The organism is Halomonas organivorans (genome assembly GCF_014192055.1).
GTDB classification, from domain to species: domain Bacteria; phylum Pseudomonadota; class Gammaproteobacteria; order Pseudomonadales; family Halomonadaceae; genus Halomonas; species Halomonas organivorans.
Genome location: NZ_JACHXM010000002.1, coordinates 25,863 through 46,345, shown reverse-complemented (window position 1 = coordinate 46,345; position 20,483 = coordinate 25,863). Strand labels below are relative to the sequence as shown.

Annotated in this window: 18 protein-coding genes and 1 pseudogene; 9 read left to right on the top strand and 10 right to left on the bottom strand. The window is 62.6% G+C overall.

The window, feature by feature from the left end:
• The first annotated feature begins 67 nt into the window (after positions 1 to 67).
• The 3 genes from FHR96_RS02765 to FHR96_RS02755 are packed head-to-tail and all read left to right on the top strand — an operon-like array spanning position 68 to position 2,656.
• Entirely contained in the window at positions 68 to 1,171 is a 1,104-nt protein-coding gene (locus tag FHR96_RS02765; protein ID WP_183386139.1) for a mandelate racemase/muconate lactonizing enzyme family protein, read from the top strand.
• The gene (locus FHR96_RS02760; protein WP_246392753.1) at positions 1,134 to 1,925 is read left to right on the top strand and encodes an SDR family NAD(P)-dependent oxidoreductase; all 792 of its coding nucleotides are present in this window, start codon (positions 1,134 to 1,136) and stop codon (positions 1,923 to 1,925) included. Before FHR96_RS02765 ends, FHR96_RS02760 begins: the two co-directional genes overlap by 38 nt.
• On the top strand, positions 1,922 to 2,656 hold the full coding sequence (locus FHR96_RS02755; RefSeq protein ID WP_183386138.1) for an SDR family NAD(P)-dependent oxidoreductase: 735 nt from the start codon (positions 1,922 to 1,924) through the stop codon (positions 2,654 to 2,656). The genes FHR96_RS02760 and FHR96_RS02755 overlap by 4 nt, the downstream gene beginning before the upstream one ends.
• An 83-nt stretch (positions 2,657 to 2,739) precedes the next feature.
• On the opposite strand, the gene FHR96_RS02750 is transcribed toward FHR96_RS02755, so the two are convergent.
• From FHR96_RS02750 to FHR96_RS02740, 3 genes are all read right to left on the bottom strand, one after another.
• Positions 2,740 to 3,744 carry an Ldh family oxidoreductase gene (locus FHR96_RS02750; protein WP_183386137.1) on the bottom strand — a complete coding sequence of 335 codons (1,005 nt, stop codon included), beginning with the start codon at positions 3,742 to 3,744 and terminating at the stop codon, positions 2,740 to 2,742.
• A gap of 30 nt (positions 3,745 to 3,774) precedes the next feature.
• Complete coding sequence (locus FHR96_RS02745; protein WP_183386136.1) at positions 3,775 to 4,128, bottom strand: cupin domain-containing protein; 354 nt, start codon at positions 4,126 to 4,128, stop codon at positions 3,775 to 3,777.
• Between the two features lie 64 nt (positions 4,129 to 4,192).
• A complete protein-coding gene (locus FHR96_RS02740) occupies positions 4,193 to 6,229 on the bottom strand; it encodes an NADH:flavin oxidoreductase (RefSeq protein ID WP_183386135.1) in 2,037 nt (678 codons plus the stop codon).
• Positions 6,230 to 6,386: 157 nt separating this feature from the next.
• Between FHR96_RS02740 and FHR96_RS02735 the strand changes: the two genes are divergently transcribed.
• Positions 6,387 to 7,175, top strand: a complete 789-nt coding sequence (locus tag FHR96_RS02735) for a pyrroline-5-carboxylate reductase family protein (RefSeq protein WP_183386134.1) — start codon at positions 6,387 to 6,389, stop codon at positions 7,173 to 7,175.
• 35 nt (positions 7,176 to 7,210) lie between these two features.
• Here FHR96_RS02735 and FHR96_RS02730 read toward each other — a convergent pair whose 3' ends face one another.
• The 5 genes from FHR96_RS02730 to FHR96_RS02710 form a co-directional block, all read right to left on the bottom strand.
• The gene (locus FHR96_RS02730) at positions 7,211 to 7,861 is read right to left on the bottom strand and encodes a TetR/AcrR family transcriptional regulator (RefSeq protein ID WP_183386133.1); all 651 of its coding nucleotides are present in this window, start codon (positions 7,859 to 7,861) and stop codon (positions 7,211 to 7,213) included.
• A 390-nt stretch (positions 7,862 to 8,251) separates the two neighbouring features.
• Complete coding sequence (locus tag FHR96_RS02725; protein WP_183386132.1) at positions 8,252 to 8,989, bottom strand: SDR family NAD(P)-dependent oxidoreductase; 738 nt, start codon at positions 8,987 to 8,989, stop codon at positions 8,252 to 8,254.
• Positions 8,990 to 9,234: 245 nt separating this feature from the next.
• On the bottom strand, positions 9,235 to 10,926 hold the full coding sequence (locus tag FHR96_RS02720) for a BCCT family transporter (RefSeq protein ID WP_183386131.1): 1,692 nt from the start codon (positions 10,924 to 10,926) through the stop codon (positions 9,235 to 9,237).
• A gap of 142 nt (positions 10,927 to 11,068) precedes the next feature.
• Complete coding sequence (locus tag FHR96_RS02715; RefSeq protein WP_183386130.1) at positions 11,069 to 12,319, bottom strand: M24 family metallopeptidase; 1,251 nt, start codon at positions 12,317 to 12,319, stop codon at positions 11,069 to 11,071.
• Positions 12,320 to 12,321: 2 nt separating this feature from the next.
• Complete coding sequence (locus FHR96_RS02710; protein WP_183386129.1) at positions 12,322 to 13,197, bottom strand: HalD/BesD family halogenase; 876 nt, start codon at positions 13,195 to 13,197, stop codon at positions 12,322 to 12,324.
• 102 nt (positions 13,198 to 13,299) lie between these two features.
• Here FHR96_RS02710 and FHR96_RS02705 point away from each other — a divergent pair, with 102 nt between their 5' ends.
• Positions 13,300 to 14,235, top strand: a complete 936-nt coding sequence (locus FHR96_RS02705) for a LysR family transcriptional regulator (RefSeq protein WP_183386128.1) — start codon at positions 13,300 to 13,302, stop codon at positions 14,233 to 14,235.
• 99 nt (positions 14,236 to 14,334) lie between these two features.
• Here the strand turns inward: FHR96_RS02705 and FHR96_RS22550 are convergent, their stop codons facing one another.
• Together FHR96_RS22550 and FHR96_RS02700 are read right to left on the bottom strand one after the other, a co-directional pair.
• Positions 14,335 to 14,730, bottom strand: a complete 396-nt coding sequence (locus FHR96_RS22550; protein WP_343066317.1) for a BCCT family transporter — start codon at positions 14,728 to 14,730, stop codon at positions 14,335 to 14,337.
• Positions 14,645 to 16,030: a BCCT family transporter gene (locus FHR96_RS02700; protein ID WP_281378362.1), complete on the bottom strand. Its 1,386-nt coding sequence runs from the start codon at positions 16,028 to 16,030 to the stop codon at positions 14,645 to 14,647. The genes FHR96_RS22550 and FHR96_RS02700 overlap by 86 nt, the downstream gene beginning before the upstream one ends.
• Positions 16,031 to 16,389: 359 nt before the next feature.
• Here FHR96_RS02700 and FHR96_RS02695 point away from each other — a divergent pair, with 359 nt between their 5' ends.
• The 4 genes and pseudogenes from FHR96_RS02695 (at position 16,390) to FHR96_RS02685 (ending at position 20,482) form a co-directional block, all read left to right on the top strand.
• Positions 16,390 to 17,580 (top strand): aromatic ring-hydroxylating oxygenase subunit alpha, encoded by a 1,191-nt coding sequence (locus tag FHR96_RS02695; RefSeq protein WP_183386127.1) that lies wholly within the window; start codon positions 16,390 to 16,392, stop codon positions 17,578 to 17,580.
• 57 nt (positions 17,581 to 17,637) lie between these two features.
• Positions 17,638 to 19,080 (top strand): aldehyde dehydrogenase family protein, encoded by a 1,443-nt coding sequence (locus FHR96_RS02690; RefSeq protein ID WP_183386126.1) that lies wholly within the window; start codon positions 17,638 to 17,640, stop codon positions 19,078 to 19,080.
• Between the two features lie 10 nt (positions 19,081 to 19,090).
• Positions 19,091 to 19,252: pseudogene (locus FHR96_RS22410) on the top strand (rubredoxin); the annotation flags it as partial.
• Positions 19,241 to 20,482 (top strand): NAD(P)/FAD-dependent oxidoreductase, encoded by a 1,242-nt coding sequence (locus FHR96_RS02685; RefSeq protein WP_246392769.1) that lies wholly within the window; start codon positions 19,241 to 19,243, stop codon positions 20,480 to 20,482. The pseudogene FHR96_RS22410 and the gene FHR96_RS02685, both read left to right, overlap by 12 nt.
• The last annotated feature ends 1 nt before the right edge of the window (position 20,483 follow it).

Genomic DNA, 20,483 nt, shown 5'->3' with positions numbered 1-20,483 from the left:
TTTGTCCGAATGCCTCGGTATCACTGATCATCGAGATCATCCACAATACAGAAGGGGGATCAGTGAAATGCGACTGCGTGAGATTCATATCTACAAGCATGACCTGCCGGTCAAGAACGGCCCCTATACCATGGCCAATACAAAGGTCTGGTCGCTGGATACGACCCTGGTCAGGTTGGTGGCAGAGGACGGTACCGAAGGTTGGGGTGAAACCTGTCCGGTCGGTTCCACCTATGCCGAAGCTCACGCGGAAGGGGCCCGAGCCGCTCTGAATGTGATGGCGCCGGGCCTGATTGGAGCGGAGCTATGGCCGCTTGTGCTGCAGCGCAAGATGGGCAGCCTTCTGAACGGGCATAACTACGCAAAGGCGGCGATCGATATCGCCGCTCATGATCTTATCGGAAAGCGGCTTGGCGTCAGCGTTGCCGAATTGCTCGGCGGTGTTGTTGTAGATCGAGTGCCCACCTATTACTCGACCATCGTCGGTGACCCGGATGAAACCGCCCGCATCGCTGCCGAGGTTCGCGATATGGGCTATCCGCGTATTCAGGTCAAGGTCGGTGGCCGTCCTGTCGAAACCGATATCGAGACCATCCACAAGGTCTGGGACGTCATCCGAAGCAGCGACATGCGCATGGCTGTCGATGCCAACCGTGGCTGGAATACACGTGATGCGCTGCGCGTAAGCCGTGAGTGTCCCGATATTCCTTTCATAATGGAGCAGCCCTGCAACACCGTGGAGGATCTCAGGAAGATCCGGCCACAGGTATCACGCGGCATCTACATGGACGAGAGCGGCATCGACCTGAATGCCGCAATCACGGCGATAGGAACGGGGCTGGTCGACGGATTCGGTATGAAGATTACACGCATCGGCGGCCTCCAGAACATGCGCACATTCCGGGATATTTGCGAGGCCCGTAACTTGCCGCACACCTGCGATGATGCCTGGGGTGGGGATGTGATCGCCGCCGCCTGCACCCAGATTGCCGCCACAATGCGGCCTGATTTGTGCGAAGGAGCATGGGTCGCCGCTTCATATATCGAAGGAAATTTCGATCCAGAGAACGGGATCAGGATTGAAGGTGGCCACATCAGGCGGCCGACCGGTCCGGGATTAGGTATTCGTCCAGATGAAGCGCTTTTTGGCGCTCCTATCGCCAGTTTCTGATAAGCACGAGGAAATACAAATGAGTTTCTCAGGAAAAACTGCTCTGGTCACTGGCGCGGCGGGCGGAATCGGGGCCGCGGTCGTCGCGAGCCTGCGCGAGCAGGACGTTCGGGTAGCTGTCGCGGACCGCGATGTTTCGGGAATCGAGGCAGAGGTGCATCTCCCCGGCGACCTGCTTGACACGAATTATGCCGATGGCCTACCGCTTGCGGCTCATGCCGCATTGGGCCGTCTGGATATCCTGGTCAACAATGCCGGGGTGATTTCCCGTGGCCCGGTGACCGAAACGACAGATGCCGATTGGCACTTGTCGGTCGGGGTCAATGTCGAGGCGCCCTTCCGAATCTGCCGCGCTGCGATCCCGCTGATGGCCCGTCAGGGAGGTGGTGCCATTGTCAACACGTCCTCTTGCTGGGGCGCTAAGGCGCCGGGGTCGAACCATGCGCTTTACTGCATGACCAAGGCGGCCATTGCCTCGCTCACGCAATGTATGGGTATGGATCATGCCCATCAGGGTATCCGCATCAATGCGGTCTGCCCCAATGAGGTGAACACCCCGATGCTGCGCACAGGCTTCGCCAAACGTGGTTTCGATCCGGACCACGCCATCGCCGAACTGGGAAAGACCGTTCCGCTCGGCCGCATCGCCGAGCCAGAGGATATCGCGGACGTTGTGCTTTTCCTGGCTTCGGATGCGGCACGCTACCTTTGCGGTACTCTGATCGAGATCAACGGTGGGAAGCCTGTCTCATGATGCGTTTCCAAGACAAGATAGCGCTCGTAACCGGTGGCAGATCCGGTATCGGTCAGGCGATTGCACGCCGGTTGAGGGATGAGGGTGCGCGTGTATTTACCGCGCAGCGCAGTCAGGACACCGAGTTTGAATGGCTGCCTGCCGATTTCACCGACCCGACAAGTCCGGCGCAGGTTGTGACTGAGCTGGTCTCGCGTGCCGGGCGGTTGGATGTGCTGGTCAACAATGCCGGCCTGATGCAGGAATCCTCGGTCGAGGCGATGAGCTGTGAGGATTGGCAGCGTAATCTGATGGTGAATCTGACCGCCCCATTCTTGATGATCCAGGCCGCGCTGCCGTACCTGCGCAGAACGCAAGGCAGTATTGTGAATGTAGGATCGATCGAAGCCCTGGGGTCGAACCCGGGACATGCCGCCTACTGTGCCTCGAAGGCGGGACTACATGGCTTGACCCGAGCGGTGGCCGTTGATCACGGGGCCGAGGGAATCCGGTGTAACGCGATCGCTCCCGGCTGGATCGATACGGACCTGAATGTCGACTTCATCGAGAGCATGCCCGATCCGGTTGCATTCCGCCGAGATATCGCGCGTATTCACCCGGTAGCACGGACAGGGAAGCCGGAAGAGGTCGCGTCTCTGGTCGCTTTCCTGGCCGCGGGAGAGGCGGGGTTCTGCACCGGGCAAATCTATACCGTCGATGGCGGTCGGACAGCGAAGCTGAGCCTGCCGTGAAAGCTTAATTTGCCCGCGAGGGCTCCTCTCGCGGGCAAAGGCCGGATTGTGCATCGTTGTCCGGCGAGTGCCCGGGTATTTGATCACTCGGGACCCGGCAAGTAACGACGGATCGCTTCCAGCACCGGCGTATCGATAACCACACCTTCTTCTTCTCTGATGTTGTCGTGCACCGGGCGGCGGCCGGGCACATAGGTTCCCTGGGCACTGAGCCGATCGAGTTGTCGGCTTAGCCGCAACGCAAAATGCTCGTCGATCAACCTGGGTTGGATGGCGATGATCGTCATGCCCGCGTCGACTGAGCGTCGCCCCTCCTGGGGATCCGCCATGTCGAGCGACCATGAGGCACCGGACAGTCCGGCGGCGAGACACTCGACCATCAGTGCCACGTTGGCGCCTTTCGTGCCCCCGAAAGCCAGCAGGGTGCCACGCAGGGCCGCCGTGGCATCGGTGGTGGGGCGCCCCTCGGCGTCGAGGGCCCAGCCCTCGGGTATTCTGCGCCCCGCGTCGGCGGCCTCCGCCAGGTTGACGAGGGCCGTGGCGCTGGAGGCCTGGTCGATGACCAGCGGCGCGTGCGAATCGGACAGGGGCGCGGCAAACGCCATCGGGTTGGTACCGAAGACGGCCTTGCCACCCGTCGTGCCGGCGACCACGGCGGGACTGTTGGACACGGCTAGGGCGATCAGCCCCTCGATGGCGAGACGTCGCACGTAGTAGCCCAGCTCGCCGGTGGTGAAGCCGTTGTGCTGGGTGAAGAGTGACACTCCCAGTTCCCGGGTGCTGGCGACCAGCATGGGCATGGCCAGGTCGAAGCCGAGCTGGGCGGTGCCCCCATCCGCATCCGAGTGGAGGATCGCCGGCAGGGGATGGGTCAGTGTTGGCTCGGCCTCGCCGTTCAGCCGACCCGCACGAAAGCCGGTGAGGTATTGCAGCAGGTGCGGAAATCCCACTTCGGGACGGCCATGCAGCGCGGCCGACACCGTTGCCGTTGCCAGAGAGCGTGCGGTGGCAGGGTTGGCGCCCGCGGAACGGCAGGCCTGCTCGGCCAGTCGTTCCGCCTCACTGGCGGAAAAGGTCAGCTGAACCAAGGAGTGCGTCCTCCTGACGACATGAGTGGATCAACGGGAAAAGATCAGCAGTACCAGCCCGCCGCCATCGCTGCCGGCGATATGGTTGGTGTTCGGCTCTCGCACGATGAAATTCCCGCTCCGGTAGTGGTGGTTCTGGTCGTAGAAGTCACCCTCGATTACGTAGAGCTGCTCACGTCTGTCGTGAGCGTGATAGTCCGAGAAGGCACCGGGTGCCATCCTGATCAGCATGGTCTCGGTGTCACCGCTGTCGTCACAGTAGAGGATCTTGTGCTGGAATCCCGTGATCCCGCTCTCCTGCCAATCCAGTGAGTGGGTGTCGGTGACCTGGAAGCGTTCCTGGTCGGGGCGATTCGAGCGGGGGGCTTCAAAGATATCGTTCACGGCTGCGTCCTCCTCGAGGAAGTGATGAATACGCCGGTCGACTCGTCATTTCCGGTGCCAGGGATCACAGGTCCTTGACCAGTCGCAGGGCATCGTAGATGGCCGCATGGGTGTTGCGGGACTCAACGGCATCGCCGATCCGGAACAGCTGGAAGCCGCCGCTTGGGTTGCGCACCACGGCCTGGGGCCGGCCGGCGATCAGGTCGTCGTAGTTTACTTCGCCGCCATTGGTGGAATGGGGCTTCAGCTCGAAGTAGATGTCGGCCATCGGCACGATGCCGTAGTTGACCACCACCTGGTCGATACGACGTTCGTGATCCAGGTCCAGATAGTCGCTGGTGATGCCGGCGAGCAGCTCGTTGCCGTCGCGCTCCAATGATTTCAGTCGGTAGGTGGGCGTGAAGGTGACATTGGGTCGTTGCAGGGCGCGCATGTAGGGCACGAGGTTCATCGCCATGATGTCCGCCGCGAAGGTTCGATCCGGCGTCATGATCTCTAGCTCGGCGCCAGTCGCGGCGATGATCTCCGCCGCCTGCATGGCGGCGTTGTCGCCGGTCTCGTCGAACAGCAGCACCCGCTTGCCCGGTGTCACGTGACCGGAGATGACGTCCCAGGTGTTGACCACCAGGTCGCTGCCGACCTCCGGCAGGTCGTCCTGCGGATAGCCGCCGGTGGCCACGATTACCGCATCTGGCGATTCGGCGAGCACCTCCTCGGCTTCCGCCCAGGCGTTGTAGCGGATCTCGACGCCCAGGGCCTCGCAGCGCGCCAGGCGCCAATCGATGATGCCCATCATCTCACGACGGCGCTCGTTCTGGGCGGTGAGGCGTACCTGGCCGCCGGCATCGCTGGCGGCTTCCAGCACGATGACCTCATGGCCCCGTTCGCCGGCCACCCGGGCAGCTTCCAGGCCCGCTGGGCCGGCGCCGATGACCACGATCCGGCGCTGTTGAGCGGCTCTGGGAATGTCATGCGGCATGGTGGTTTCTCGCCCGGTAGCGGCATTGTGAATGCAGTAGGCGGCGCCGCCCTGGTAGATGCGGTCGAGGCAGTAGTTGGCGCCGACGCAGGGGCGGATCTCTTCCTCGCGCCCCTCGATGAGCTTGCGCACTAGGTGGGGATCGGCCATGTGGGCGCGGGTCATGCCGATCATGTCCGCCTTGCCGGCGGCGATGGCATGGCGGGCCGTGGCGACTTCCTGGATCTTGGCGCCGTGAAAGGTGGGGAAGTCGATCCGGCGCCTAATCTCGCCGGCGAAGTCCAGATGAGGTGCGCTGGGCATGCCCTGGACGGGAATCACGTCGGTCAATCCGGGGTCGGTGTCGATATGTCCGCGGACCACGTTGAGGAAGTCGATCAGGCCGCTGTCCTTCAGGCGTCGCGAGATCTCCATTCCGTCGTCGGCCGTGAGTCCGCCAGTGAGCATCTCGTCACCCGTATATCGCACTCCGACGATGAAGGCGTCGCCGACCCGCTGGCGAATGGCTCGCAGTACCTCGAAAGTGAAGCGCAGACGGTTGTCGAGATCGCCCCCGTAAGGGGCCTCGAGGGTATTGGTGAGCGGAGACCAGAACTGGTCCATCAGGTGACCGTAGGCCTGCAGTTCGATGCCGTCGAGTCCGGCCGCCTGCATGCGCTCGGCAGCATCAGCATAGTCGCGGATCAATCGCTCGATGTCCCAGTCCTCGACTTGCTTGGGAAAGGCGCGATGCGAGGCCTCGCGGCGGTGGGAGGCCGATACCGCCGGTAGCCAGTCGCCCTTGTCCCAGCGGGTACGCCGACCCAGATGGGTGAGCTGGATCATCACCGCGGTGCCGTGCTGGTGACAGGCCTCAGTCAGCTCGCGCATCCAGGGCACCACCTCGTCCTTGTAGGCCAGGATGTTGTTGAACACCGGCGGGCTGTCCTTGGCCACCGCCGCGGACCCGGCCGTCATGGTCAGACCGATGCCGGCCCTGGCTCGCTCGGCGTGATATTCCCGATAGAGCGCCTTGGGCATGCCGTCCTCGGGGTATGCCGGCTCGTGGGCCGTCATCATGATCCTGTTCTTCAGTGTCAGGTGCTTGAGCTGGAAGGGTTGCAGCAGCGGATCGCGCGTCATGGCCGGGTCTCTCTCTTGTTATGCGCTTGACAGCGTTCAAAGCGAATGTACACACTCGTTCTCTGGATGTACATAGGTGTACATTCTGTTCGAAACACGTCGCCTGGCCGACCTCGACACCTGATCGAGGAGGGCCGGTCGAGGGGAGAGCCAAGTGATGCATGAAGACACCGTCGTGGGGATCATCGGAGGCCAGGGTTGGATGGGGCGCTCGCTGGGGTTGGCCTGGCTGGAACAGGGGTTACGGCCCCCTGAACGGCTGGTCATCTCCTCACGCTCCGGCGGTGACGCCTATCGCGACTGGCCCGAAGTTCGTTGTGTCCAGGACAACCGAGCGCTGGTCGACCTGGCAGATGTCATCGTGCTGTCGGTGCGCCCACAGGATCTCGAGCGTGTCGATATCGACGCCGGTGACAAGCTGGTCATTTCCCTGTTGGCCATGGCCTCCTGCCAGACAGTTGCCAGCCGGGTGGGAAGCCAGCGGGTGGTGCGTGCCATGCCGAACGCTGCGGCGGAGATCCATCGGGGCTATTTCCCCTGGTATGCCACGGCGCAGGTCAGTGATGTCGAGCGTCGGCTCGTTCAGACGTTGCTGGAGAGTTGTGGCACGGCACGGGAGCTACCCAAGGAGAGCGCTCTCGACTATCTGACGGCGTTGAGCGGCGCTGGACCGGCCTATCCGGCGCTGCTGGCGCAGTCGATGCTCGACCATGCCAGGCATTCGGGCATCGCCGATGACATCGCGCTTGAGGCTGTTATGCAGACCCTGGTGGGAGGCTCCCTGCTGCTGGAAAGGGAAGGTGCCGATCCCGGAGACATGGTGGAGCGGCTGATCGCCTATGACGGCACCACGGCCAAGGGGCTACGCGCGATGATCGATGGAGGGTTCAACGGGATTCTTCACAGCGGGCTCGAGGCCGCCCACGAGGCGGCGAAAGAGGCATGAAGGAGACGGGCTGAGCCGGGAGCGTAAGTAAGGCATCAGCCTGCGTGAGTGTCATCTGTCGGCACATACCCGTGTCGGGCATGGAAGCGTCGCAGCTCGTTGTGCGGTGGCGTCTGCCCGGTGAAGATCTCGACATAGGCGGGCATGCGTCGCATGCGGACCTCGAGGGTTTCCTGGGTGTTCATCGAGATATAGCCGATCTGGGTAAGATAGATGGTGCGTCCGCGTACGTTGGCCGCCAACGATTCATAGCCGTGTCGTACGAACATCCCGGTCAGCGCCTCGATGCGTTCCTCGTCGGCCGCATCGATCTCCCTTGCGACCTCGTCCGACTGCAGGGCCCAACTGCGTATCGCGAATTCCAGCTGTGAGTCGAACAGATCGGGATCCAGCCAGCAGTCGAAGACGTTGAGAATCGCCTCCACGATGCCCTCGGCGTAGGCCTCGGTCTGCCGGATCAGCCCTCGGGTGTTCTTCTCGCGCCAGCGTTCGATCAGGGCGTTGAGCAGTGCCTCACGGTCCTTGAAGAACCAGTAGAAGCTGGTGCGGGCGACATTGAGCCGCTTGGCCAGCGCCAGGATCCGCACGCTTCCCACACCGGACTCGAGCAGCAGCTCGAAGGCGGCATTGAGCCAGGCGTCACGCGAGCCTCTCCATTTCATGTCTTGACGAGCGGCAGGGGGCATCGAATGGTGTCTCCGGTTCAGGCCAGCGAGGCTGGGCGTGCAAGATGCTTGCAGGAGAGTACACCAGTGTCGAATTTATGTACATTTGGTTGGAGTTGGCGTCGTTCCATCAACTCTGCCGGACGACGATTTCGACAAAGCAGAACCATCAGGAGGAGCCTGTCAGGCCGTAGACGAGTGTGAGTTGTCGTCGCGTACTCAATACTTGCTGACGGGATCGCTAGTCGCGACCGTGCCTCATCCAAGGATGAAAGGCCAAGGCCCGATATTCGGGCGTGGTGACTCCGCTTTGGCGGGTGTTGTGTGTAATCGTGCAGGATTAATCTGATCGCCTGGCGCCTTTCCTCGCCAGGCGAATGTGTGCATCAGATGGCAGTAGTGAGGGGATGATCACGGCAGGCTCAGCTTGGCCGTTCGTCCGCCATCCACCGTATAGATCTGCCCAGTGATGAAGCCGGATTCTTCGGCGGCAAGGAAAGCAACGAGGGCGGCTACTTCCTCCGGAGCGCCGGCACGGCCGATCGGGTGAATGCGCCCAATGTCACGCCGAAAGGCCGCGGGATCCGGCTGGCTGGCACCGAACTCGAGGTTGAGCTCCGTATCGATCCAGCCGGGCGCCACGGCGTTGCAGCGAATGCCCTCATGACCATGGTCCACGGCCACGGCGCGCGTCAGGCCGTGAAGGCCGGCCTTGGTCGCGCAATAGGCCGCATGTCTCGGGTTGGCACTCAGCCCTTCGACCGACCCTGTATTGACAATGCTGCCACGCGTTTGACGCAGATGCGGCAGCGCCGCTCGGATCATCAGGAAGGGAGTGGTCAGATTCACGGCGAGATTGCGCTGCCAGGCTTCGAGGCTGGTATCCTCAATCAGATCTTCTTGCATCATCCCGGCGTTGTTGACCAGCACATCCAGGCGTCCGGTGCGTTCAACGACCTCCGTGACCACTCGTTCGGGCACCGTCGGATCCGAGAAGTCAGCCGCAATGCCGTTGAACCGCTCATCCTCGCCTCGCTGCGCGGTGATGACGGTAGCTCCTTCGTCCTGCAGTCGACAAGCAATGGCTCGGCCAATTCCGGAGCGGCCGCCCGTGACGAGCGCTACCTTGCCTTCAAAACGCTTTACCATTCGTCTCTCCTTCTGCGCGAAACGCGTGATATCTTGCTCTTTAATAAGATGCCGCTTCATTAACCGAGGCGAAAGAGGGATGACCTGGCGCTGGTTTAAAGAAACGGCATTACTATCGGCTCTATATCGCTAATTGTTCACATTGTGAAAGCGTTGTCTATCGGAAATAGAGCGCTCTCAGTGTCGAGGAACCTCACTGTATGTCGCAGCAATATGCGTCGACCTTCGGAGGAGCGAATGTTTCATCATGCCTCGGCCAGGCGGCAGGAGCGAGATTCGGCTATCAACCCCTTGACGATGGTATAGCAGGCAACGAGCAGTACTACTGAGAAAGGCAAGCCGGTCGATACTGCTGCCGCCTGCAGCCCGTTGAGGCCGCCACCCACCAGCAGGGCGATGGCGATAGCGCCTACCATGATGCACCAGAAGATGCGCTGTGGCCTAGGGGCATCCAGTTTGCCGCCGGCGGTGATCGAGTCGATCACCAACGAGCCTGAGTCGGATGATGTCACGAAGAACACGATGGCCAGCAGGATACCAATCGTTGAGGTGATCAGGGTGAACGGCATCTCGGAGAGCATGACGAAGAGCTTGAGCTCGATCGCAGCATCCTTCACGCCCTGGAAGTTCTGGGTGATCAACTGGTCGATGGCGGTGCTGCCGAAGGATGTCATCCATAGCGACGAGACAAGAGTTGGAATCAGCAGCACGGCAATCAGGAACTCTCGCACCGTGCGGCCGCGGCTGACACGGGCGATGAACATGCCGACGAAGGGTGACCAGGAGATCCACCAGCACCAGTAAATGGCGGTCCATCCCTGGGTGAAGTTGGCGTCTTCCCGCCCGAAAGGTTCCGCCAACGCTGGGAGATAGGCCAGATAGGAGGTCAGGTTATCGTCCAGGCCAGAGGCGATGAAGGTCGTAGGTCCGAAGACGATGACGAACCCCAGGAGCAGGAAAGCCAGCCCCATGTTGATCTTGGAAATGCGCTGCACGCCCTTTTCGAGGCCCGCGCTCACCGAGAGTAAGGCGATGCCGGTGATGACCGAGATCAGCAGGGTGATGGTGGTATCGTTGTTGGGAACGCCGAACAGGTATTCCATGCCGGCGGTTGCCTGGGAAGCACCGAGGCCCAGCGCCGTGGCAAGGCCGAACAGGGTCGAGAATACGGCCAGGATATCGATCAGGTGGCCCGGCCAGCCCCATACGCGCTCCTTGAGCAGGGGGTAGAAGATGGCGCGCACCGAGAGCGGAAGCCCCTTGTTGTAGGCGAAGATGCCCAGCGACAGAGCCACGATCGCATAGGCCGCCCAGGGGTGCAGGCCCCAGTGATAGATGGTAGCAGCCATGCCCAGTCCGATGGCCTTGGCCTGGTTGCCTTCGGCCGCGCCCAGCGGAGCCCAGTCTGTCCTGGCACCGTCGTCGCCGATCGTGACTCCCGCCAGCGATGAATCGAAGTGGCCCATCGGCTCGGCGACGCCGAAGAACACCAGGCCGACACCCATGCCTGCGGCAAACAGCATGGCGAACCAGCCGGCATAGCTGTAGTCGGCTTTTGCACGTTCGCCGCCGATGCGGACCTTGCCCAGCGGGGAGAGCACCAGTCCGAGGCAGACTAGTACGAAGACGTTGCCGCTGAGCAGGAATAACCAGGTAAAGTGTCCGGTGACCCAGTCTCGCATGGCCATCAGTAAGGGGACGGCCTGTTCGTTAAGGGCCAGGGTGAGCACCACGAAAGACAGGATGACCAACGAGGAAATCGTGAACACCTTGCCATGGAGATCGAGGTCGATGCCGAAAGGCTTTCCCGAGATATTGTCCTGGCCGATGACGTAATCGGTGTCGATGATCTCCGTATTTCCCTCGGGTAGGGGGATGCCATTTTTTTCCTGGTCGATGTGGTCTTCCAGGATGTTGTGATCTGTTGTGTGGGTCATTATATTTTCGGTATTTTCTGAAGAATTTTCGCCACCTTTTGATCTAATACCTTGCGCTTTCTTATGGTAAGTGTGACGTCGTCATGGAGGCTATTGTCGTTAATACTCCCGTTTTTATCGATATTGTTATATTGTCGCTGATCTAGCGTAGTGTTTCCTCGAAAGGGAAATTTGAGAGGATTTCCGTTCCCGAGCCGGTGATCAGGACCTGCTGCTCGAGCTTCACGCCTTCCTCGCCGCCCTCTGCGCCGATAAAGCTCTCGACGCAGAGGGTCATGCCGGGCAGGATTTCGCCGTCGTAGCCCGCCTGCTCGAAATCGGCATGGTGGTAGAGATAGGGATACTCTCCGGTCATCCCGACGCCGTGGGCGGATACATAGTAGCGGTTGGCGAAGAAGCGTTCGGGAATTGGCCAGGCCTCGCGTGCGTAGTCCCGGAAACTCATGCCGGGGCGCAGGATCGAGAGATTGTGAGAGACCTGTTCCAGGGCCGTTTTGTACAGGTCGCGCTGGCGAGAGGTCGGCGCCTCGGGGCCGGCATGGAAGGTCCTCGAGAAGTCGGCATAGTAGCCGAAGCAACCGACCACATCAGTGTCGAGGGCCACGAGCTCGTTTCTGGCGATACGCTTGGCGCCCGTCTCCTGGAACCAGGGATTGCTGCGCTGGCCAGAATTGAGCAAGCGTGTCTCGAAATATTCGCCGCCGCCAGCGATGACGGCCTGGTGCAGCACCGACCATAGCTCGTTCTCGGTCATGCCTGGCTGCAGGGCCTCATGCAGTGCAGCTACGCCGACCTCGGTGCAGGCTAGCGAGGCCCGAATGCATTGGAGCTCCTCTTGGGTCTTGATGGCCCGAGCGCGCTCGACAGCTCCTTGGGCATCCGTCAGCTCGAATCCCTGCGCCAGCAGGCCGCTGACGATCCCAGGGGGTAGCCGTTCGGTGCCGATACGCGCGCCACGTCCCGCCAGCTCCCGCAACCACGCTCCCATCTCGAGCGTCCATTGGCGCTCGGCCTTGACCAGCCCGTCGGCGGTGGCCACGTAACCGGTATTGGCCGAGCTGCATACCTGGTCGAGGGTCGGGAGCCCCCTGGCAAGATGCTCAGCGCCGCCCATCTCGAACAGGATGGTTCGGTCATGGGTGACCAGAAGATAGCGTGCCATGCCGTTGCGGGCGGCGAACACCTGCATGTTGCGTGCCCCGCAGGCATAGCGAATGTTGACGGGGTCATTCAGCAACAGCGCTTCGAGCTCGAAGCGCTGCATCTGCGTACGGACGCGCTGCAGGCGGCTCAGGGCCAGTGCGTTCTCGTCCACGTCGACCCGTGATGCATCCAGCGCGAGCTGTCCGATGCCGGCCAGGTCGCTACGTTGCACGTGCCAGTCCAGTTCCATGATCAGTCGTCCAGGCCGTCGCTGCGCGCGTTCTTCTCGGCGTCGATGTGGGCCTGCAGGACGCGGCCGTGGACCTGCTGCGTCCGCTCGACTCGGCCGATGAAGCCGGGTTCCTTGGCGTAGCCAAAGATCGCGGTATGGCGCTCCCCCTTGCCTGCGATGACGCGGTGCATCGAGAACCGGCCCTTGAAAATCTGCAGGTCGCCCAGTTCGAGCGCCAGGCTGTGGACCTTGTCGCGCTTGCCGTCGAGCACGTTGCGCACGTCGTCGTAGTGCTCGTCGCCCGGCTCGCGCAGATCGGGGCAGTATTCGAACTCACCGCCGCTGTCAGCCTTTTTGGTTAGCAGGCTGACGATGAACTCGTTGGTGTCGTAGTGCCAGGGCAGGGAAGAGCCCTCGGGCATGATGTTGGCCACCACGCCGGCCAGCGGATCGTCGAAGGTATAGAGCTGCGCTTGCTCGAGGCAGTCGGTAATGAAGCGCTGGAAGGCCGGGTGGTGGTAGAGGGCCAGGCAGATGCCGTCCGTCGGAAACCAGTCCATGGCCACGAAAGCGTTGGAGAACGGCGCGAAGCGACGACGCGGATGGTCTGCCGGCAGCGACGGCTCGTCGCTATTGAAGTACGGGGTGATCTGGCCGTGGGAGAAGTGTGCCTTGTCGGCGATCCCGGCGACCTCGGCCTCAAGCTGAGCGTGATATTCGGGGCGAATGAAGCCGTCGATACGCGCGCAACCCTTGTCGTTCAGGGCGGCGCGGATCTCGGCCAGGCGTCGCTGGTAGCGCTCGCTCTCGGGGCGATCGATGGGCCAGGCGTCCAGGTCGACGCAGTCGATGCCCTGGTGGAGGGCGCGTTTTGCCTGCCGTTGATCGGTACTCATCGCGGGTCTCCTTGCTAGGCTATGGTTCAGTGATGCTTATGATAATGTGCGAATAACCTGCGAATTAAATGGAAGATTCATGGTTAAAAATAAGGTGAGCTAATGAATGTGTTGGATCGAACCCACTGGATGCTACTCGCGGCACTCAAGGAGAGCGGCTCGATCACGCTGGCGGCGTCCACACTTAACATCACCCAGTCCGCGGCCAGTCAGCGTCTCCGCGAGGCCGAGCGTCGACTGGGTGTGCGACTGGTGATCAAGCAGGGGCGTGCGCTGGTGCTGACCGAGGCGGGAGAGACCATTGCCACGGCAGCTCGCGCGGCGGCGCCGATGCTGCAGTCGGCTGAATCGGATGCCATCTGGCAGGGCAAGCGCAGCGTGAATCGCGTCAGGGTGGCCTGGTCGCACTTCGACTCCTCGGGCCTGGCCTCGATGCTGCTGCGACTGGGGCGCCGGATGGAACCCAGGGTGGACCTGGAATTCGTGCGCGTGTCCGGTGAGCGGCCGGCCGCCTCGCTCGGCAGCGACGTGGCGGACCTCATGCTGCTGCCCGGAGCCATCGAAGTGCCGAATCTGGATAGCCGCCGCCTGTTCCGAGATCGCCTGGTGGCCGTTGTGGCGGCGAATTCTCTGCTTTGCTCTCGACAGGCTCTGTCGCCCGAAGACTTCCAGGGTGAGCGATTCCTGACCTACGGGCTACGTCCCGAGCCCGGCTGGGAGTACGATCTCTTCTTCGAGCGTGGTCGGCGTTTCCCGACGGAAGTGTCCCGCATCGAATCCATCGAGCTGATCTGTTGCCTGGTAGCCAGCGGGGAGGGGATCTCGATCCTGCCGTCCTTCTGCGTGAGCCGGTCGGCCTGGGCGCCCGGACTGAGGTCCATCGAGCTGGACGGCCCTCCCATCGTGTTCGAGTGGATCGCCGGCTTCACGCGAGGGGAGGAGGCGACGCCGTCGCTGGCCGCCAGGCTGGTGGAGGCGATCATGTCTGACCTTGGTGTCGACTCGCCTGTTGGTCGACGTCAGGACAATTCTGAGTGACCCCCAACACGCGACTCTGGGCGACTCCCTGCAGCTCATTACCTGGCCCGGCATCTGCCGGGCCAGGTGACACGGGTTACTGATCGCCGTTGTCAGGACTCAGGCATCGGCCGATGAGGCGGTGCCGACGGTGGGCTGCGTCGATGGGGGCATCACATCGATCTTTCCGCTGTGATGATCCAGGTTCGTGCTGTCCGGCCTTGCCTGTGGCGGCAGCATGGCAGCCGCAATTGGCTCCCGTCTCAGCGTTCGGTATAGGCCCAGCGACATGATCAGGATAAAAACGGCGATCGGTAGGCCGGCGATGATCGAGGCGGTCTGAATCGTCTCGAGTCCGCCCGCGTAGAGCAGAGCGCCAGCGATGCAGCCGATCACTACGCCCCAGATCACGCGGATAGGCTGAGGGGGTTCAGGGCTGCCGACGCTGTCCAGGGTGCATAGCACCAGGGTGCCGGAGTCCGCCGAGGTGATGAAGTAGGTGGCCAGCAGCAGCACCGCCAGGATCGATAGCAGATCGCCGAAGGACCCCCGGATCCAGGCTGTCGAATAGAGTGAACAGCGCCAGGGTGGTGTCCTCTTGAGTGGCCTGTAGTACCGCGCCGCCGTCGAATGTCGTTTGGGCGCCGATGTCGCCTGCCACCACGGCCTGTTCATGGACATGGCGAGCCTGCTGTTCCTCGAACAAGGCGCTGCCGCCGAACACCGCCATCCATACGAAGGTTACTAGCGTCGGCACCAGCAGAGCACCGCCGACCAGCTCGCGAATGGTACGGCCCCGTGAAATGCGGGCGATGAACATGCCGACGAAGGGTGCCCAGGTCATCCACCAGGGCCAGTAGAACGCCGTCCACCAGTTTTGCCAGCCGCTGTCGCCGTTGGCATCGCTCCACAGGCTCATGCCGATCAAGTGGTCGGCGTAGTCGCCGGTGCTCTGCAGCAGAACGTTGAGAATGTAGCGCGTCGGGCCGATGGCTAGCACGATGACCACGATGACTACCGATAGCAGCATGTTCCACTCCGAGAGCAGGCGGATGCCGCGGCCGACACCGGACATCACCGAGGCGATCGCCAGTAACGTGATCACGGCGATCATGAAGAGCTGGATGCCGATGCCGTTTTGTATGCCGAAGACGTGATGCAATCCGCTGTTCATCTGGATCACCCCGAGGCCCAGCGACTGGGAGACGCCGAAGGCGGTGATCGCCACGGTGAGGATATCGACGGTATGGCCGATGGGCCCGTAGATGCGCTCGCCGATGAAGGGGTAGAGGATCGAGCGCAGGGTCAGCGGAAGCCCCTTGCGATAGGAAAAGTAGGAGAGGGCCATCGCCACAATGATGAAGGTCGCCCATGGGTGCAGACCCCAGTGGAAGAAGGTCAGGCGCATGGCCATGCCGGCCGATGCATCGCTCATGCTTTCGGTAAAGGGATTGCCAGCATAGTGCAGCATGGGTTCGGCGACTGACCAGAAGATCAGCCCGATGCCCATGCCGCCGGAGAACAGCATGCTGATCCAGGACAGGAAGCTGAATTCGGGGCGTTCGTCGTCCTTGCCGAGTCGGATGTGACCGAAGCGGCTGACCATCAGGTAGAGCAGGAAGATCAGCACGGCGGTCACCAGGCCCAGATAGAACCATTTGGCGTTGTCGAGGACGGTCGTCGAGACCTCCTGAAAGATGGCTCCTGCGCGCTCGGCCAGCACGGCGCAGAAGATTACGAAACCGATGACCAGCACCTTGGAGGCGATGGTCACCGTGGGGTTGAGGCCCTTGAACGGGCCACTTTCTGATCGCATGGCGTCACTCTCGGTTGTTATTACTCATGTCGTCGTCGGGGACACGGGGCTCACGGCGGCCCGCTGCGCAGACTGAGGGGAGCGAGAGTGACGAACAATGCATTTTTTGTCATCTATAGATGACGTTTGATCATCGATCAGGCTTTCGATAATACGATGTTTTTTTGAAGGGAGTTCAAGGATAACGGCAAATAATCATTTTATCCATTCGTCTAATAGATGAGTTTTTGTCATTAAAAGATGTGGAAACATCGATTGTCGCTGTCTTGGCGTAGCCCCCAGACTCGCCCTCCACCAGCCGGATACCCGGCTAGGGCCAAAACAGAAATTAACGCCCGACTACCGTGAGGACGCCAATGATGACCGACCTGACCCAAGCCCTGATTCCTGCTCAGCAGCTCGACGAAGTGCTCGCTCCGATCGAGCAGGCCACCGGCATGCCCAACGCCGCGTATACCAGCGGGGCCTTTTTCAACGAAGAGCGCGATCGCGTGATGGCCGGTACCTGGGCCTGCGTGGGGTTTGCCAGCGATCTGGTCAAGAACGGCTACGTCAAGCCGGTCGACTTCATGGGCTTGCCGCTGGTCATGATGCGTAACAAGGACGGCGAGACCCAGGTCTTTCACAACGTCTGCAGCCACCGCGGTATGCAACTGGTCGCCGAGGAGGGCGAGGTACAGGGCGTGATCCGCTGCCCCTACCACTCCTGGACCTACGATCTGAACGGCAAGCTGCGCGGCACCCCGCACATCGGCGGCGTCGGCCAGCACAAGGTCGAGGGCTTCAAGTGCGAGAAGCACGGCCTCAAGCCGATCCGCAGCGCCGTGTGGATGGACATGGTGTTCATCAACCTCGACGGCCGGGCCCCCGAGTTCGCCGAGCACGTGGCGCCGCTCGAGAACCGCTGGCGCGACTTCATCGGCGATGATGGCTTCCAGTTGCTGCGTCGCGTCAACATGGGCGGCAACCTCGAGATCACCGTCAACTGCAACTGGAAGCTGGCGGTGGAGAACTACTGCGAGAGCTACCACCTGCCCTGGGTCCATCCGAGCCTCAATACCTACTCGCGGCTCGAGGACCACTACAACATCCAGTTCGGCGAGCATTTCTCCGGTCAGGGCAGCCTGGCCTATCGGCTCTCTAACGTGGCCGGCACTCGCCTGCCCAAGTTCCCGTCTTGGCCGCAGGACAAGCTGGAGCACGCCGAATACGTGTCCTTCTTCCCCAATGTGCTGCTCGGCATCCAGGCTGACCACGCCTTCGCCATGATGCTCGAGCCGGTCTCCGCCGTGCAGACCGTGGAGCACCTGCGGGTCTACTACGTCGGCGATGAGGCGACCCAGGATGCCTATGCGGCTTGCCGTACATCGACTCTGGAGTCCTGGCGGGTAGTGTTCGGCGAGGACATTGGCGCCGTCGAAGGCATGCAGCGCGGTCGTCAGTCACCGGGCTTCCAGGGTGGTGTCTTCTCGCCGGTGCTGGATCATCCGACCCACTTCTTCCACCAGTGGGTGGCCCGCCGCGTGCGGGGCGATGCAGAGGCCGCCTGAGCCCTGCCGCCTGACCGTGAATGTCCTGTCCGACCACGATGTTTGGAGTTTCCCCCGATGAACACGCTTGACCGCTACTACAACTACATCGATGGCGCATGGAAAGGTGCCGAGGCTTGGTTGGAAGTCATCGATCCTGCCAGCGATACGCCCTTTGCCGAGATCGCCGAGGCCGGTATCGAGGACGCCGACGCGGCTATGACGGCGGCCCGTCGCTGTGTGGACTCGGGCGCGCTGAGTTCAGTGCGCCCGGCTCAGCGCGTGACCTGGCTGCTGGCCATCGCCGAGGAAATCAAGGCGTTGACCGAAGAGGCCGCCGAGGTTCTGTGCCGAGAGAACGGCAAGTCCCTGGACGTCGCCCGAGGCGAGTTCGAGGAGTCCGCCCGCTACTTCGAGTACTACGCCGGCATGGCCGACAAGATCGAAGGCACTTCGATTCCGCTGGGCGACGACTACGTCGACTTCACCAGCTACGAGCCAATGGGCGTCTCGGTGCAGATCGTGCCCTGGAACTTTCCGCCGTCGATCTGTGCCCGTTCTCTGGCCCCGGCCCTGGCCGCCGGCAACGCCGTGGTGATCAAGTCGCCGGAAATCTCGCCGCTGGCGATGACCTTCCTGATGACCGCCTGTGAGCGAGCCGGTCTGCCCCAGGGCGCGGTCAACCTGCTGTGCGGCAAGGGCTCGGTGATCGGCTCTCACCTGGTCAAGCATCGCGATGCCAACCAGATCGTCTTCACTGGCTCGGTGCCGACCGGTCAGCGCATCCTGCGCGACGCCGCCGAGCGCGCCACGCCCAGCGTCATGGAACTGGGCGGCAAGTCCGCGGCCATCGTCCATGCCGACGCCGACATCGAGCAGGTACTCGAGAGCATCCAGGCGGGTATCTTCTTCAACGCCGGTCAGGTCTGTTCGGCCATGTCGCGACTGCTGGTGCATCGCTCGCGCTATGACGAGGTCATCGCCCGAGCCCGGGCGCTGGCCGAGGGGCTGTCCATCGGCCCTGGGGTCGAGAATCCGGACCTGACGCCGCTGGTGTCTCGGTCACAGCTCGAGCAGGTCGAGGGCATGTGCCGGCGGGCCATCGAGGCCGGGGCCACCTGCGTAACCGGTGGCGAGCGGGTCTCCGGTACCAACGGCTACTTCATGCAGCCGACGCTGTTCGCCGACGTGGCCATCGACAGCGAGATCTTTCAGGAAGAAGTCTTCGGTCCGGTGCTGGTGATCCATCCCTTCGATACCGAGGACGAGGCCGTCGAACTTGCCAACGGCACCGAGTTCGGCCTGGTGGCCGGGGTCTTCGACACTCGTCTCGACCGGGCCCTGCGCACCGCGCGACGCCTGCGCGGTGGCCAGGTGTTCATCAACGAATGGTTCGCTGGCGGCATCGAGACGCCCTTCGGCGGCGTCGGGCTGTCTGGCTTCGGTCGCGAGAAGGGGCAGGAGGCGCTCTACAGCTACGTCCAGACCCGCAACATCGCCGTTCGCGTCAAGGGCGCGTGAGGAGGTTCCGATGAAGAAGTGGCTGTGCATCATCTGCGGCCTCATCTACGACGAGGCCGAGGGCTGGCCGAGCGACGGTATCGCTCCGGGCACCCGCTGGGAGGACGTGCCGGACGACTGGCTGTGCCCGGACTGCGGAGTGGGCAAGGCGGATTTCGAGATGATCGAGATTACCGATGATGCTCCTGCGGCAGTATCGGCGTCTACGCCGCTGGCGGACGCCGTGGCGGCGCCGGCACTCCCTACGGGTCCGCTGGTGATCGTCGGCAGCGGCCATGCCGGCTACGGGCTGGCCGAAGCGGTGCGTGCCCGCGATGCCGAGCGCGAGATCCACGTGGTCACGGCCGACGACGGTGCCCTTTACTCCAAGCCGGCACTGTCCAATGCTTTCGCCCTGGACAAGGACGCCGAGGCGCTGCTCGACGAGTCGGCGATGTCGATCGAGCGTCGCCTGAACATCCGGGTGCATGCTTTCTGCCCGGTGAGCCGCATCGATGCCGATGCCAAACGGCTCGTCACCCGACTCGGCGAGCTGGACTACGGCCAGTTGGTGCTGGCCACCGGTGCTAGCCCGATCCGTATCCCGGTGGAGGGAGCCTCCGAGGCACTGCTTTCGGTCAACGACCGCGGTGACTATGCCGCCATGCGTGAGCGTCTCGAGGCACTGGGTCGCAAGGCACGGGTGGCGATCATCGGTGATGGCCTGATCGGCTGCGAATTTGCCAACGACCTGGCCCAAGCCGGTCACGGCGTCGAAGTGGTGGGGCTGGCGGATCGTCCGCTGCCACGGCTACTGCCCGAAGCGGGAAGCGAAGTGCTGCGCGCATCGCTTGCTGGGCTTGGCGTGGCCTGGCACCTGGAGCGTTCTGTGGCCAGCGTCGCCGTTGGTAGGAACGGTTATCGGCTGACCCTGACCGATGGCGTCGAGCTCGAGGCGGATCTGGTGATCAGTGCCGTGGGGCTTTTGCCCAATATCGAACTGGCTAGAGGGGCTGGCATCGACTGTGGACGTGGCATTCGCGTCGACGAACGGCTCGCCACCTCGTTGCCGGATGTCTTCGCCCTGGGCGACGCCGTAGAGATCGGCGGTCAACTGCTGCCTTACCTGGCGCCGATCAATGCGGGGCTGCGCGCTCTGGCGGCCACGCTCACGGGCGAGCCGACGGCGGTCAGCTATCCGGTGATGCCGGTGATGGTCAAGACGCCAGCGGCACCGGTCTGCGTGGTGGTGCCGCCGTCCGGCGCCCAGGTGAGCTGGCACGTCAGCGCTACCGACGATGGCGTCGAGGCCGGCGGCTACGACGCCGAAGGCCGGCTGATTGGCTTCGCGCTGGTCGGCGACGCGGCCATGGCGCGGCGCAGCGACTGGGTCAAGGCCTGTGGCCAGTTGCAGGCCGCCTGAC